The sequence below is a fragment of the Rhodococcus sp. BH4 genome (assembly GCF_002079265.1).
Taxonomy (GTDB): Bacteria; Actinomycetota; Actinomycetes; order Mycobacteriales; family Mycobacteriaceae; genus Rhodococcus_F; species Rhodococcus_F qingshengii.
The window spans coordinates 4926745-4939337 of record NZ_CP014941.1 but is presented as its reverse complement, the minus strand read 5'-3'; the positions used below and the strand labels follow the sequence as shown (position 1 = coordinate 4939337).

Genomic DNA, 12593 nt, shown 5'->3' with positions numbered 1-12593 from the left:
GTACACCGAAATCGAACATATGTTCCCATGAATTTTGATTGCAGTGCTGGACGGCTGTTCATCCTTGCTGGGTGATGTCCGTCGGCGTGAACCTTTGAATACTGTTCTCACGCTATTTCGCCGAAGAAGGGGACGTCATGACTGCTCCGCACCAATCTCATGCGAACCATCCTGTCCGACAGGGCTTTGCCATCGGGACCACGGTGGCGGCAGCCTGCCTGCTCTTCGTCGCGGGAATCGTCGCGTTGCTGCAGGGCATCGCGGCTCTCGCAGACAACGACCTGCTGATCGTCGGAGTCAATTACACCTTCGAATTCGATGTCACGACATGGGGTTGGATCCACATCGTGCTCGGAATCATCGGCATCGCGGTGTCGCTGGGATTGTTCGTCGGCATGGCGTGGGCCCGCGGGATGGCATTCGTCATCGCGGCACTTTCGATCGTGGCGAATTTCCTGTGGATGCCGTACTACCCGCTGTGGTCGATCGTGATCATCGCCCTCGACGTCGCTGTGATCTGGGCCGTCGCGACCTGGCGACCTGACGAGGTGTGATCCTCTGACCGAAGTGAGTGGTTCACCTGCGGTAGGTGAACCACTCACTTCGCTGTGTCCGGGCCTCCACGGTTGGCCTCATCCCTACGCGGCGTCAGCGCCGTTTCGGTGACTCGCGATCCTGGTTCTCGCGCGGACGCATGTCCTTCGTCGATCGGTGTGGGAAGCCATGGATCATCGAGCAAGAGATCCAGCAGATCACTACCGTTGCGATTCCGAGTCCGATCGACGCGAATGGTTCCTGCGTAGCCAGCCAGACGCTCAGTCCGATTGCCGTCCCGACGATCAGAATCAGGATGGTGTCGAGTCGTGTCGTTTGCATCGAAATCATCGCCTGGCACAGATAGTTTCTGGCGGCCCGCTGGTTTTGGCGGCCCGCCGCCCGGCGAGTGACAGCCGGGGGCAGACCTTGCGCGGCTGACCCCTCGCTCTGGAAATCGCCGCCGCAAGTGATCAATACCCGCGAAATTCGTCTGCGAAACTCTTGGCAGGAAGAACAGGACCTTATGCCTCAAGGCCCGACATGCCGGGCCTTGACTATGACGTAGCGTCATAGTTAATGCTGTTCGTATGCGAATCAGCGACGTGGCCAGTGCGGCAGGCACCACTCCGCGGACCGTTCGGCACTATCACCGACTGGGGTTGCTGGCCGAGCCGAGACGACTGTCCAACGGTTACAGAACTTACGAACTTCCCGATCTGGTCAGGCTGATGCGCATTCGTTGGCTCACCGCCGCCGGCATTCCACTCGGATCCATTGCCGCGATGATCGAACCGACGCCGATCGATGCACGAGAACCGGACGACTTCGCCGAAGATCTTTCCTCCCTGATCGCGGAGATAGACCGGAAGCAGCGCGTCCTCGCAGACCAGCGAGTGCGCCTCCAGGAAATGCTCACGGCGCGAGGTGCTGGGAGGGTGGTCTCGCCGCTTCCGATGGAGCTGCTGTCGGCGTTCGACGAGTTGATCGCGTCGTCCCCCACGGGTTCGGTGCGACGCTTGTTCGAGCGCGAACGTGACATGTGGGAATTGGTGGCGATCTCGGGAGCAGCGCCACACGAACTGTTCTCCACGGCTGCGCGATTGCTGTCCGACGAGGGCGACCGGAAGAGAATTGTCGATCTGTACCGTCGTTTCGCCGCTCTGGCTGGGCGCGAGGTAGCCGAGGTTGCAGACGAGATCGCGTACTTGTCGGACGAACTGGAGGAATCACTGGACGGGGTGCTCGGCGATGTGTACGCAGACGGAGACTCCGCAGGCGTGGGATTCTCGGTTGGGATCGCTGATCTGGTGCCTGATTCAGCGCAACGTGAAGTGGTCGCGCGCGTCGCAACACGTCTCATGTCAGGCGGTACGGCGTGATCCGATCACTGTGGTTGCTCTCGACGGGTCGGAGAGACGGAGGTTCCAGTGATACAGCGACTTTCGGCTACGCGAGGGGGACAATGTCGATACCGGTGGCATTTGTTGCGGCGAGTGTGATCGAGGCCGTGGCGATTCACTTCCTGGTGCCGTGGCAGTGGCTTCGCGTCGTGCTGCTCGTTGCAACGGTGTTGTCGCTGATTGCGATTGGCGGTTGGCTTGCCGGACGCGTCGTGCACCCGCATCTCGTCTCGGCTCGAACGGTGGTGTTTCGTTCCGGCACGGGCATTCGAGTCGAGGTGGACCGATCACGGATTTCGCGGGCGAGCATGGTCCGAAGGTTCGGTGAGACAGCAAATGTGATTGTCGACGATCGCTTGGTTCTGCCGGGGCCCGACGGCACTGTCGTGGACATAGACTTCGATCGGCCGCTCTCGGTCACGCTCCCGAAACGGCTGTCGAAGGGATCTCGCTCCACTCTGATCGGTGGGTTGCGGTTGCATGTCGATCAACCCGGCGAATTCTGTGCAGCGTTGTCGCGGGACTGAACTCGCAAAGATCGTCTGGAGTCGGTCAGAGCGGAGACCTCGATGGAAGACCTTCAGGGAAACGGCTCGACAACCAGCCACTGCACCGTGCCGCCGACATTCCACAGTGCATCGGGGTTGTCGAGCGAGGCCGCGTAGGTTGTCGCAGCTCGGTTGCCGGCGATCTCACCGCTCTCACCCGACGGCGGGTTGGGCTCGAGGAATTCGGAGGGGTGCGGCCCTGGCCATGCAGGCACGTCGAACGGGGAAATGCTGGTGTCGATGAGGCCAGGTCGATGCACGGTCACCCGGTCGGGAACTTGCTTGGTTTCCGCCGCCACGGCGATGCCTGGTCCTTCGGCAGCTTCGCCGTCGCCGCTACCGCAGCCTGCCACTGCAAGAACAAGTCCCGTGATTGCCACACCCACTACCGCATGACGTATCCGCACCGTTTTCTCCTAGCCGGGGCTCACCCCGTTCGAACTCCACTATTGCATCTCGCCAACTCCGCGGGATGCGTCTTTCGATAAATGTGGGAAACGCACTGAATGTGCTCGACAGGAGAATTGGATTGTACTGTGAGCCATGCCGACCCTGCTTCGACGTGCAATCAAGATCGGCGCGGTAGCGCTGGCAACGATTGTGGTGGCGGCCTACCTGTATCTGGCCTTCACTTATCGCAGCGCTGATGTCTTTGCGCCGCCAGGGCGCATCGAGTCTCTCGGCCGGACCTACCTGATCAGCAATTTCCCGCCGCGCACTCGTGAAGATCTCGAACAGCGATTCGCGCAGGGCCATCGTGAGCAGTACACCTTGGAACAAGTGAGTTCCGTATTTCCGTGGCGCGCTGTCTACCAGTGGCAGAACGACCAGATCCGCGGCCAGGCGACGTCGAGCGCGTACCTGAAATGGGGCGAGACGTACATCAGCTATTCGCTTTCGGGTGGCCCATGATTCTGCGTAGACCGAGTCGAACTCACATCGCTTCGTCTGCTGTCGCTCGTCGTGCTACTGCTGCACCGGACTGAGCCTGCCACCGTTCTTCGATGCGGCCGTACCGCCACACGAGGAGGGCGATCATCCATGTGACGACGAAGAGTCCGACGATGATGAAGCCCATCGCGCCGAGATCCAAGTTCCCGATGGCGCCGAGAATCCCGTCGTGGATGTCGAGTTTGTCGGTGAAGATCGAGATGATTTCCTGGGTCCCGATCAGCAGGGCGACTGCCACCGAGAGTCCGGTGATCACCATGTTGTAGTAGATCTTTCGGACCGGCTGAGCAAATGCCCAACCGTAGGCGAAGTTCATGAACGATCCGTCGATCGAGTCGAACAGAGACATCCCGGCGCAGAAGAGGATCGGCAGAACGAGGATCGAATACCACGGGAGCCCTGTCGCCGCCGCGCCGCCGGCGATCACCAACAGCCCGACTTCGGTGACGGTGTCGAATCCCAATCCGAACAGTAGGCCGACCGGGTACATGTGCCAGGGCTTGCGAACCATCTTCATCACCGGGCCCAGAATCTTGTTCAAGGCGCCGCGGCTGTCGAGTTCCTTCTCGAGTTGTTCCTCGTCGAAGGTTCCGGCCTTGTACTTCGTGTACACCCGATGAATCCCGATGAGAGAGACAAGGTTCAAGATTCCGATCAAAATCAGGAACGTGCCGGAAATGGTGGTGCCGAACAAGCCGGTCCACTTCTCCAGATCGGAGTTGTCGTCGGAAAGGCTGGTGGCCAGTTGCCGCACACCCAAAGCCAAGAGGGCGACGAGTACGAAGACGATGGTCGAGTGTCCGAGCGAAAACCAGAACCCGACGGACATCGGTTTCTTGCCGTCCGCTACCAACTTCCGAGTGGTGTTGTCGATAGCGGCGATGTGATCGGCGTCGAAAGCATGGCGCATGCCGAGCGTGTACGCCGTTACGCCGAGTCCGACGCCGAAGACACTGCCTTCGATCGTGTAGTGGCCGGGGACAACCAGGCCGAGAAGAACTGCCCACCCGACGACGTTGAGCGCTACGACGGTGACGGTCATCCCGATGATGCTTCGACGCTGGCCTCGATCCAGACTGTGCCAAGCACCGGCGATTCGAGTGCCTGTCGTGGTCATTATCGTGGACATCGAACCTCACCGATCTTTCAGTCGCGGCCGGCGGCCACGCTACTGAAATCGTATAAGTGTTCAACTGTTCAGATAAGCGCCTGGAGGTTACAAATTGCCCATTCGGGAGTAAAGATATTTTGCTCGTCGATGGGAATGCTCAGGCGAACACGGTATTGACCAGCGCGACGTAGATCGTCGTTCCGACGACGATGCTCAGGACGGCATTCTTTCGCCAGAGGTGCGCGGCGATCGTGGCGCACACTGCAATCAGTTCGGGTAGGCCGTGAGAAGGGGCGGTGATCGACACCCCTTTGAGTGAATACATCACGAGGATCAACATGACGCCTGCCGGCATGTAGATGCCGAGGTAGCCGACCAGGGCGGAGGAGCGCAGCGGCATGAGCGCGGCGAAGGGGATTGCGCGCAGCGCGAAGGTGACCACGGCCATGACTGCGACCGCCGCAAAGATGTACGAGGTGTCAGGCATCGATCTTCGCCTTTCGTGAGTCGTAGACAAAGCGCCCGATCAGGAAGAGCACGAAGGCGCCCATTGCAATTGGCAGCATGTGGTCCGGCGCTGCGAGCCGGGCGACCAGAGCGCAGGTGACCGCGGCGACCGGCACCGCGAATCCGTTTTGTGCGCGAATCGCTTCGATCGAGAGGACGACGAACAACGCCGTCAGGGCGAAGTCGAGGCCGACGATCGAGTCCGGAATCCACTGTCCTGCTGTCGCGCCCAGAATCGCGCCACCGATCCAGTAGCCGTGCAGGTACAGCTGGGAGTAGACGATGACGCGTCCGGTGAGTGCCTTGGGATCGGCAGTTACCGACATCGCATAGGCCTCGTCGGTCAGCGCGAACATGCTGTAGAAGCGGGCGAAGGGGTTGCGAATCTTTTCCAGCGGAAAACTCAAGGCGTAGAACACATGTCGAAAGTTGACCAGCAGTGCGGTCAGAGCGACGTACGGCAGCGGTGTCATGGCCGCGACCATTCCGACCGCGAGAAACTCCAGCGATCCGGCGTAGATCAGCGAGGTGAAAGCGACTGCCCACCAAGGGCTGAGCCCTTGTTGGACCACAAGAACACCAAGTGCGATCCCGAGTGGGAGCAGGCCGAATCCAACCGGTAGCGACAGCTGGAAGGCGTGCCGCCACGCCGGGGTTCGCGGTGGGAGTTCGACGGCTGGTGCGGCCGTCGACGATGCTGGTTCGATCACGACGCAAATCTATAACAAAGATCGAGGTGATCGATTGCTCAGAATGCCCACATATTGAACAGTGCGCAATAATAGTGCGATGGATGCCATGGATGACGCAATTTTGTTTCACCTACGCCAGGACTCGAGTTTGACCAATACCGAGTTGGCGGATCTGGTGGGTCTGACACCGTCCCCTTGCCTGCGCCGCGTGAAAAAGCTCGAAGCCGACGGAATCATCACCGGGTACCGCGCGATCGTCAGTCAGGAAGCGCTTGGCCGAGGATTTCAAGTGATCGTCACCGCCGAGATCGGAGTCAACGACCAGGCCACCATCGAGGACTTCGAATCCCAGGTCGCCGCCTTCGACGAAGTGATCGAATGTCGGCGATTGTTCGGAATTCCCGACTACTTCATTCGCGTCGCGGTGAAAGATCTCGCGACGTACGAGAACTTCATGGTCACCAAGCTCAGCGGGCTTCCGGCTGTCTCGCGGGTGACATCGTTGATCACCATGAAGACCATCAAGAGTGTCGACTGATGCCCGGGCTCGGCTGAACCTTCACAGGTGTCGGTGGTCGGCGTTAACGTCGGAACATGGGTAATAAATCAATAGGGAGGTCATAGGCGTAATCTGGGGTAATGACCTCAAAACAATCCCTCACCAGGGCAATCATCTACGTACGGGTCTCCCAGGATTCATCCCGATCCGGCCGCTCGGTAGCCGAACAAGAGGCAGACTGTCGGGCGGTCTGCCTGCGTGAGGGGTGGCCGGTCGGGGAGGTTCTCGAAGACAACGACATCGGCGCATCTCGCTGGAGCGGTAAGGATCGGCCCGCGTACCGGCGTCTCGCTGAGGTGCTGCGCCCTGGCGACGTACTGGTCACGTGGGAGGCTTCACGCGCCCAGCGCGACCTCACGGCTTATGCCGAACTGCGGGATCTGTGCGCGGCGCTGGGGGTGTTCTGGAATTACAAAGGCCGCACCCACGACCTGAACCTCGGCACCGACCGATTCAGTACCGGACTCGACGCGCTCATGGCGGAGAAGGAAGCCGACGAGACGCGCGACCGGGTGGTGCGTGCACTGAAAAGTAATGCTGCGCAGGGTAAGCCACACGGAAAGCACCCGTACGGATACCGGGGGGTTCGTGACGCGCGGGGCAACCTCGTTCGAGGTGAGCGTGAGATCGACCCCACCGCTGCCGAATTCGTTCGTGAGATGGTCGGGAGGGTGCTCGACGGAGAGACGCTGCGATCCATCGCCAAAGACGTCGGCCCGCGTGCCGGGGAAGAGTGGCGTCCCACGTCGCTCGCGAAGATGCTCAAGAATCCAGCGCTGGCAGGCTGGCGGGTACACAACGGCGAGAAGGTGAGGGGAACGTGGGAGCCCATACTGACAGAGGATGAGCATATGAGAGTTGTTGCTGTCCTTGATAATCCACAACGTCGAACCAATCGCGGCACCGCGCCGAAGTTTCTCCTCAGTGGCATAGCTGTCTGCGATGTGTGTGGTTCGTTCTGCTATCGGAGAAAGCAGCACACGAAAGGCTCGTATCAGTGCGTGAACTTTCACGTCGCGCGGAACGTGGAGCGTGCAGATGCTGTCGTCATCGAAAAGATGCTCCAGTTGATTCGCAAATATCAAGAGCACCTGTTCCTGTTCTCGGACGACGAAGGCGACGAAGTTACCGTAGACAGCGCACGGCATCTCGCGGAGGCTGATGAATTACAACAACGTCTGGACGGGTACACGGATGCGGCGATGCGCGGAGAAATGAGTCAGAAACAATATCTGCGAATGGAGGCAGGGCTAATCGGCCAGATCGAACGCGCACAACAAAAGGCGCGTGAGTCGACATTAGTCTCTGACCCGATACTGTTGCGATTCATAGCCAAAGACCCACTAGCTGTGTGGGAAGATGCAACCCTCGAAGAACAGCGAAGAATTGTCCGCGCCAGCGTGAACGTCCGGATAAAGAAAACGGGCCGCGTATTCAATCCCGACGACGTAGAAGTTACGTGGAAAACCGTAAGGCGCGCCCTATAAGCGTGTGTGATCTGGGAATCTGTTGGCGGATCTCCGCATGCACGTCCTCGGTACGATATAAGTGCAGGTCAGAGGCTCACGAAAATTCCCATTAGAGAGGGAAGTGATCCGCGACTCCGGGTCATGAGTGTTGCACTCTTTCACGGTTTTAAGGTACCCCCCTCACCCTACCGCATGCGGCACCACACTACTGCCTCCGCTAATGAATATTGATGCCCGGCCACTAATCGAACTAAAGCATTCTTTGACGTGCCGATAAAAGCGTCTATTGCATTCTTTCGGATGGTACATCAGTGCCACTAATGGGACTGCTCATGTCGACCATCCTTATTAGTGCGATGCGAAACAATAGGAACTCCTATTCGCGGAGTAGGAGGGTCACCATCCCATCGCGCCGATGCCTCTGTGCTGCACTATGTTCGGTGTCCATGTTTCGGAAACCGATTGCTCGACAACATGAGTGATGCATGCGTGCATGTCGCTTACGTGGTGCACTCACACACGCTCACGTACACGTGAGACATACATAGTTGTGTCTCATGTAGGTAATTCTGGTGAGTAGCTGTGTGTACCAGCAAGACACGCCACTGCACATGCACTGTGGGTAGGTAGGTGGGTACTGCAAACGCACACGTACTTCACATGCAGGACATCAGGTCACACGCACACAGGTACTGCACACACTGGTGCGAGTAGGTCGCTGTGTGGTTGGTGGCAACCGACTGTCGACACATCGTGGTGGTGTCATCCACGGCAGGGGCATCGACAGTAGGTCGACCTGTGCACAACGTCTGTGATCTGGGTAGGCAATCACACAAGGGCGTGGGTGCTACAGCCTGTGCGTCGATCTGGGGGCCAGTAGGGTGGCGATGCTCGGTATCCACAGGTCTATGCACAGGCGGGGTGCTCCGACAGTATCGAGCGCAGTTGACTACCAACGTCACCAGTTACGGGAGCCGGACCAACCTTGGGGCTGTTGGTACGCGGTGGGTACGGGTGGAGTGAACGGTCCGACGACACCCGCGCTCTTACGCCCGTTGCAGGACAAGTGTGCCGGTGCGCAATTGGCCGGATCGTAGGGTGCGCCCCCGTTCTCGACGGAGACAAGGTGATCGAGACTCCAGGACTCTCGTGACCTTGGTGGTGCTCCCAGGTCGATCGCGCCCCCGCAGAGGTGACAGATCGGTGGCAGCTTGGATTTCAGACGCTTGGTCAGCTTGGTCCACTTCGCGGAATGATGAATCGCGTTCATGATCGCTTCTCTCTGGTGATACACCGAAGGGCACCAACCACTCACGAACAGCTCAGTAAGAAAGTGGTGGTGCCCTCGATGTCGTTCGTACTCGTGTGCCGTGATGATGCCGCCACATCGCCAACCTCACAGAAGGTCATGTGCGCCAGGCGAGTACGAAGTCTTTACGGACGCTCGGGAAGATCAGGCAGTGCGCGCCACTGGCTCACAGGGATACCTTCTCGTCCTTCGGCGTCGTCGAGTTCGGTTTTCGGCTGTGCTAGGTTGCTGTCCACGATCGCGCGGAGCTTCGCGAACCCTGACGAAAGCGGCTGTGGTATAGGCATTACGGCCTCACGCCCACGTCGACGGAGAACGCTCCCGGCTGGGCCACTGCGATGTCCGCTCGGATATTCGCGAGGAAGCCAACTGCGCCCTGATCTGCGTAGCGTTCGGGCAGGAGCCTCAGCGAGAAGCCTGCGCGGATACCAATGTAGAGCTGATCCCACTGCCCGACATACAGCTCCGACGTGTCCGACGACGTACCGACGGTGTTGTTGATCGGAACCTGCTTCGAGGGCAGGAGCGGAATCAGTCCGGTCGGGGGATCGAGGTAGCGACCTTGCGTATCCTTCGCCTTGCTGAGCGATTGGAGGGTGCGCGGTGCCACGATGGCTGCATTCGGCTCGAAGTTGTTGCCGCGCACTGTCGCCATGGCATCCAACAGGAAGTCGTACGACATCGCCGTGCCGTTCGCGCCGTGGCTCGTCACCGTGACCCCGGAGGTGCCCAGGATGCCCAACGGGATCGGTGCCACCCCGGAACCACGCAAGGCGGCGAGGTCGAGCGCCAAGGCGATCTGTGCCGCGAACGAATGGGCGATGACGTCACCGGCGCTCGGATCGGAATCCTGGAACAGTTCGTTGGAGACCAGGATGAGACGATCGAGCGACCGGGCCGTCAGGGTGACGGAATCGAAGGTCATGTCGGCTGCGGAGATGGTCGCCAGCTCGTTGCGCCACGTAGGCGAACCTTCACCTGTGAGTCGAGGAATCCTGAGCGTCTGGGAGGTCATCGGGACCGTGGTCGCACCTGCCGCGAGAACCTGAATCTTGTTACGCGCGAGGTCGATCACGTGGTCGGCGAGCGGTGTCGGAACCAGGAAACCACCTGCCGAGTTGGTACCTTCCAACATCGCGCGCTCTTCGGAAGCGCCACGCCAGTCGCCGGTCACCATACCGCGCACGAGACGGTCGAAGCTACCGGGGCGAGCGATTTCCTGCGTGCCCCCGTTGACGCGGTGATGCTCGGCGAATGACTGCCCGCGGGTGAGCGTCAGTGCGCCTTCCAGAGGGTTGCGTGCGGGCTTCGGTGCCGACGGGGTGAACGGGGTGCCAGCCTCGAAACTGCCGGAGTTCATCGCGGCGACCATGCGTGCGCGCTGAGACTCGCAGTGTCCCAGGTACTCCAGGTCTGCGGCCACGGCCTCGAAGCGTTCGGACTGCTCGGGAGTGAGCGCGCTGCGGGTGGTGAGTTGTCCTGCCTCGGCGAGGAGCTTGTCGCGTTCGGCCTCGAGGTCGGCGTCGGACATGCCGTGGAAACGGGCGAATTGTGTTGAGCGAAAGTCGATAGTCATGTGAATCAATTCCAATGGTGAGTAATGCGGAGTAGTTCGAGCCTGCGTGCTGCCTGCTCGGGTGTGACGATGTCGTGCAAGGATCGAACGCCACTGACAAGCGCGTCGGCATACGCCGGACTGTTGACGATGGATATCTCGATCAGCTTGGCTTCCAGAATGGTTCGTGAATCCCTTGCTCGGGTCCAGGTTTCGCGAACGGGTTGAAATCCGATGCTGAGTCCGTCGAGTGCGCCGTCACGTACGAGCGCGAGAACTTCGTCACCGGCCTGGGTTTGCGAGACACGGAACTCGGCATAGAGTCCGGATGCGTCTTCCCTGAGGAGGGTCGCGCGACCGAGTGGGAGCATCGAGTTGTTGTGCATCGCCATGAAGCGGATGCGGTGTCCACGTTCGGCAATGGTGCGTGAGAATGCTCCCCGCTGAACCGTTTCCGTGTACTTGCCGTCGTAATCGTTGATCTGGGTGGGCGAGTCGAACGGGCAGGCGATGCCGCAGATGGTCCTACCGTCGCCGGAGGATCGAACCTCGAGGTCGGTAGACGTTGCGCGGGTGATTGTTTCACGAGTGGTCATGTGGAGCTTCCAATGTGGTCGATGGAGAGGCATACAAGGCCAATACGCGAATACGTTGGCGCGCCTGCTATCCAAGACGACTACGTGGTGGCTGTCAGCGCCCCTGCGCTACTGCTCCGGCGTGAATCTTGTTACTGCTCAGCGGTTTCGACTGATATCGTCGTCCGACCTGCTGAGGTGATCCTAGCATCGCCACCCCGGATCATGCTGCGGGACACTTTTCCGGGGCCACGACATTCTCACGGTTTTCTACTCAGTCGTCGGGGAACATTTCCGCTACGGTGTCGGGCACGTGACCGTCGATCGGTTCGACCCAGGTGACTTTCGGTAGCTCGATCTGCGCATCGTCTTCGAGCCAGTCGGCCGGGATGACGGCAAACGGATCACCGTCGACTGTCATGGTGTACCAACTGTTTTCGCCGTCGGTGCTGTGCAGTAGGTCGAGCATGCCCGGCTTGCCGGTGACGAGTGCGCGTCGTTCGTCCTCGGTGAGTCCGGCCATCGTCGTCGTGTAAACCAGAGCGAGTTTGGTCCGTGCTGTCGGTGTGAGTTGATACGTCATTTCGAGTTCTCCCAATCGGTCCACGTGTTGTTTGGATTACCCAGCAGTGTTTGGGTGTCCCGCCAGTCTTGATATTGTTTGCGCTTCCACCGCCGTTCAGCTGCCCAACGCTTTTCGGACTTCCACTTGCCGCGTGTGAATTCGTCGCCGTCGAGGATGCTGCTGGAATCGGCCGGCAACGCGTCGTCGTTCACAGCCAACTCAATTCGGTAGATGTCCAGCGCGTGCTCAAACGTCCGGGGCGGCGCGGCAGCCGCATGGTGATCCCCGCCCTCTCGGCTGCCCTCAGTGCCAACGAAACTCGGTCGTGGGGTAATCCTGTCACCCCAGCTATTTCGGCGGCCGTGAGCGTCACGTGGGAAGCCTTGAGCGCGAGTATGACTCGAAGCGCGTCCGAGATGTCTTCGACTGTCGCGGTCACGCACCCGTGCCGGTGCAACCTTGTCTCGCTGATGTTTTCGGTGTTCACTTTGTGCCTTTCATGTCAACCTAGCGAATGCTCGGTGTGGTAAAATTCGATGGTCCCGTTGCCGCCGACTTCGGGCAAGACTCTCGATCATGGAGTGCCGCAATGTATCCAGTCATGTCTTCCGACCTCACCGACAGAATCGTCAACGACTACGAGTTCGCTCCGAGCGGTGTTCGCGCGACTGTCGTGGCCGTGCCGGGCGGTGTCGAGATTCGCCGATTCGACGGTGCGAGCAAGTTCTATCCCGAGACCGACTGAGACCCCGAATCAAAGCCGCCCTCTCAGTTTGACTGTAAGGGAGGCTTTTTCGTGCCCTAATAGGATGAAC

General features: G+C 59.7%; 18 protein-coding genes. 7 read left to right on the top strand and 11 right to left on the bottom strand.

Going from position 1 to position 12593, the window contains the following annotated elements; all coding sequences use genetic code 11:
* The first annotated feature begins 137 nt into the window (after positions 1-137).
* Positions 138-554, top strand: a complete 417-nt coding sequence (locus A0W34_RS22715) for a DUF7144 family membrane protein (protein WP_007733561.1) — start codon at positions 138-140, stop codon at positions 552-554.
* A gap of 94 nt (positions 555-648) precedes the next feature.
* Here the strand turns inward: A0W34_RS22715 and A0W34_RS22710 are convergent, their stop codons facing one another.
* Complete coding sequence (locus tag A0W34_RS22710) at positions 649-876, bottom strand: hypothetical protein (protein ID WP_020970523.1); 228 nt, start codon at positions 874-876, stop codon at positions 649-651.
* 248 nt (positions 877-1124) lie between these two features.
* Between A0W34_RS22710 and A0W34_RS22705 the strand changes: the two genes are divergently transcribed.
* A complete protein-coding gene (locus tag A0W34_RS22705; RefSeq protein ID WP_042921734.1) occupies positions 1125-1916 on the top strand; it encodes a MerR family transcriptional regulator in 792 nt (263 codons plus the stop codon).
* Between the two features lie 83 nt (positions 1917-1999).
* Positions 2000-2464, top strand: a complete 465-nt coding sequence (locus A0W34_RS22700) for a hypothetical protein (protein ID WP_042921731.1) — start codon at positions 2000-2002, stop codon at positions 2462-2464.
* A gap of 53 nt (positions 2465-2517) precedes the next feature.
* Here the strand turns inward: A0W34_RS22700 and A0W34_RS22695 are convergent, their stop codons facing one another.
* The gene (locus A0W34_RS22695; RefSeq protein WP_063315893.1) at positions 2518-2892 is read right to left on the bottom strand and encodes a hypothetical protein; all 375 of its coding nucleotides are present in this window, start codon (positions 2890-2892) and stop codon (positions 2518-2520) included.
* A gap of 136 nt (positions 2893-3028) precedes the next feature.
* On the opposite strand from A0W34_RS22695, the gene A0W34_RS22690 reads away from it, so the two are divergent.
* Positions 3029-3397, top strand: coding sequence for a hypothetical protein (locus tag A0W34_RS22690; protein ID WP_054825539.1), 369 nt, complete (start codon positions 3029-3031; stop codon positions 3395-3397).
* A 22-nt stretch (positions 3398-3419) separates the two neighbouring features.
* Here A0W34_RS22690 and A0W34_RS22685 read toward each other — a convergent pair whose 3' ends face one another.
* The 3 genes from A0W34_RS22685 to A0W34_RS22675 all read right to left on the bottom strand — a co-directional run bounded on the left by A0W34_RS22685 (position 3420) and on the right by A0W34_RS22675 (position 5764).
* Entirely contained in the window at positions 3420-4565 is a 1146-nt protein-coding gene (locus A0W34_RS22685; protein ID WP_080961209.1) for a HoxN/HupN/NixA family nickel/cobalt transporter, read from the bottom strand.
* Between the two features lie 139 nt (positions 4566-4704).
* Positions 4705-5034 (bottom strand): branched-chain amino acid transporter permease, encoded by a 330-nt coding sequence (locus A0W34_RS22680; RefSeq protein WP_003940007.1) that lies wholly within the window; start codon positions 5032-5034, stop codon positions 4705-4707.
* On the bottom strand, positions 5027-5764 hold the full coding sequence (locus tag A0W34_RS22675) for an AzlC family ABC transporter permease (protein ID WP_003940360.1): 738 nt from the start codon (positions 5762-5764) through the stop codon (positions 5027-5029). The genes A0W34_RS22680 and A0W34_RS22675 overlap by 8 nt, the downstream gene beginning before the upstream one ends.
* A 79-nt stretch (positions 5765-5843) precedes the next feature.
* Between A0W34_RS22675 and A0W34_RS22670 the strand changes: the two genes are divergently transcribed.
* Both A0W34_RS22670 and A0W34_RS22665 read left to right on the top strand, forming a co-directional pair.
* Positions 5844-6284 (top strand): Lrp/AsnC family transcriptional regulator, encoded by a 441-nt coding sequence (locus A0W34_RS22670; RefSeq protein WP_020970517.1) that lies wholly within the window; start codon positions 5844-5846, stop codon positions 6282-6284.
* A gap of 101 nt (positions 6285-6385) precedes the next feature.
* Positions 6386-7792, top strand: coding sequence for a recombinase family protein (locus A0W34_RS22665; protein WP_081558322.1), 1407 nt, complete (start codon positions 6386-6388; stop codon positions 7790-7792).
* A gap of 940 nt (positions 7793-8732) precedes the next feature.
* On the opposite strand, the gene A0W34_RS22660 is transcribed toward A0W34_RS22665, so the two are convergent.
* The 6 genes from A0W34_RS22660 to A0W34_RS22635 all read right to left on the bottom strand — a co-directional run bounded on the left by A0W34_RS22660 (position 8733) and on the right by A0W34_RS22635 (position 12217).
* Positions 8733-9044 carry an HNH endonuclease gene (locus A0W34_RS22660; RefSeq protein WP_081558321.1) on the bottom strand — a complete coding sequence of 104 codons (312 nt, stop codon included), beginning with the start codon at positions 9042-9044 and terminating at the stop codon, positions 8733-8735.
* 325 nt (positions 9045-9369) lie between these two features.
* Positions 9370-10659, bottom strand: a complete 1290-nt coding sequence (locus A0W34_RS22655) for a phage major capsid protein (protein ID WP_081558320.1) — start codon at positions 10657-10659, stop codon at positions 9370-9372.
* A gap of 5 nt (positions 10660-10664) precedes the next feature.
* Positions 10665-11234 (bottom strand): HK97 family phage prohead protease, encoded by a 570-nt coding sequence (locus tag A0W34_RS22650; protein ID WP_081558319.1) that lies wholly within the window; start codon positions 11232-11234, stop codon positions 10665-10667.
* 253 nt (positions 11235-11487) lie between these two features.
* Positions 11488-11796: a hypothetical protein gene (locus A0W34_RS22645; protein ID WP_081558318.1), complete on the bottom strand. Its 309-nt coding sequence runs from the start codon at positions 11794-11796 to the stop codon at positions 11488-11490.
* Positions 11793-11990, bottom strand: a complete 198-nt coding sequence (locus A0W34_RS22640) for a hypothetical protein (protein ID WP_081558317.1) — start codon at positions 11988-11990, stop codon at positions 11793-11795. Before A0W34_RS22640 ends, A0W34_RS22645 begins: the two co-directional genes overlap by 4 nt.
* Positions 11987-12217, bottom strand: coding sequence for a hypothetical protein (locus tag A0W34_RS22635; RefSeq protein WP_156888942.1), 231 nt, complete (start codon positions 12215-12217; stop codon positions 11987-11989). The genes A0W34_RS22640 and A0W34_RS22635 overlap by 4 nt, the downstream gene beginning before the upstream one ends.
* A gap of 162 nt (positions 12218-12379) precedes the next feature.
* Between A0W34_RS22635 and A0W34_RS32805 the strand changes: the two genes are divergently transcribed.
* Positions 12380-12523 (top strand): hypothetical protein, encoded by a 144-nt coding sequence (locus A0W34_RS32805; RefSeq protein WP_156888941.1) that lies wholly within the window; start codon positions 12380-12382, stop codon positions 12521-12523.
* The last annotated feature ends 70 nt before the right edge of the window (positions 12524-12593 follow it).

Excerpts from the sequence above, each read along its gene's own strand:
- A0W34_RS22660 (WP_081558321.1), bottom strand. The coding sequence starts at position 9,044 with ATGAACGCGATTCATCATTCCGCGAAGTGGACCAAGCTGACCAAGCGT.
- A0W34_RS22650 (WP_081558319.1), bottom strand. The coding sequence starts at position 11,234 with ATGACCACTCGTGAAACAATCACCCGCGCAACGTCTACCGACCTCGAG.
- A0W34_RS22710 (WP_020970523.1), bottom strand. The coding sequence starts at position 876 with ATGCAAACGACACGACTCGACACCATCCTGATTCTGATCGTCGGGACG.
- A0W34_RS22705 (WP_042921734.1), top strand. The coding sequence starts at position 1,125 with ATGCGAATCAGCGACGTGGCCAGTGCGGCAGGCACCACTCCGCGGACC.
- A0W34_RS22690 (WP_054825539.1), top strand. The coding sequence starts at position 3,029 with ATGCCGACCCTGCTTCGACGTGCAATCAAGATCGGCGCGGTAGCGCTG.
- A0W34_RS22715 (WP_007733561.1), top strand. The coding sequence starts at position 138 with ATGACTGCTCCGCACCAATCTCATGCGAACCATCCTGTCCGACAGGGC.
- A0W34_RS22645 (WP_081558318.1), bottom strand. The coding sequence starts at position 11,796 with ATGACGTATCAACTCACACCGACAGCACGGACCAAACTCGCTCTGGTT.
- A0W34_RS32805 (WP_156888941.1), top strand. The coding sequence starts at position 12,380 with ATGTCTTCCGACCTCACCGACAGAATCGTCAACGACTACGAGTTCGCT.
- A0W34_RS22665 (WP_081558322.1), top strand. The coding sequence starts at position 6,386 with ATGACCTCAAAACAATCCCTCACCAGGGCAATCATCTACGTACGGGTC.
- A0W34_RS22700 (WP_042921731.1), top strand. The coding sequence starts at position 2,000 with ATGTCGATACCGGTGGCATTTGTTGCGGCGAGTGTGATCGAGGCCGTG.
- A0W34_RS22655 (WP_081558320.1), bottom strand. The coding sequence starts at position 10,659 with ATGACTATCGACTTTCGCTCAACACAATTCGCCCGTTTCCACGGCATG.
- A0W34_RS22680 (WP_003940007.1), bottom strand. The coding sequence starts at position 5,034 with ATGCCTGACACCTCGTACATCTTTGCGGCGGTCGCAGTCATGGCCGTG.
- A0W34_RS22670 (WP_020970517.1), top strand. The coding sequence starts at position 5,844 with ATGGATGCCATGGATGACGCAATTTTGTTTCACCTACGCCAGGACTCG.
- A0W34_RS22685 (WP_080961209.1), bottom strand. The coding sequence starts at position 4,565 with ATGTCCACGATAATGACCACGACAGGCACTCGAATCGCCGGTGCTTGG.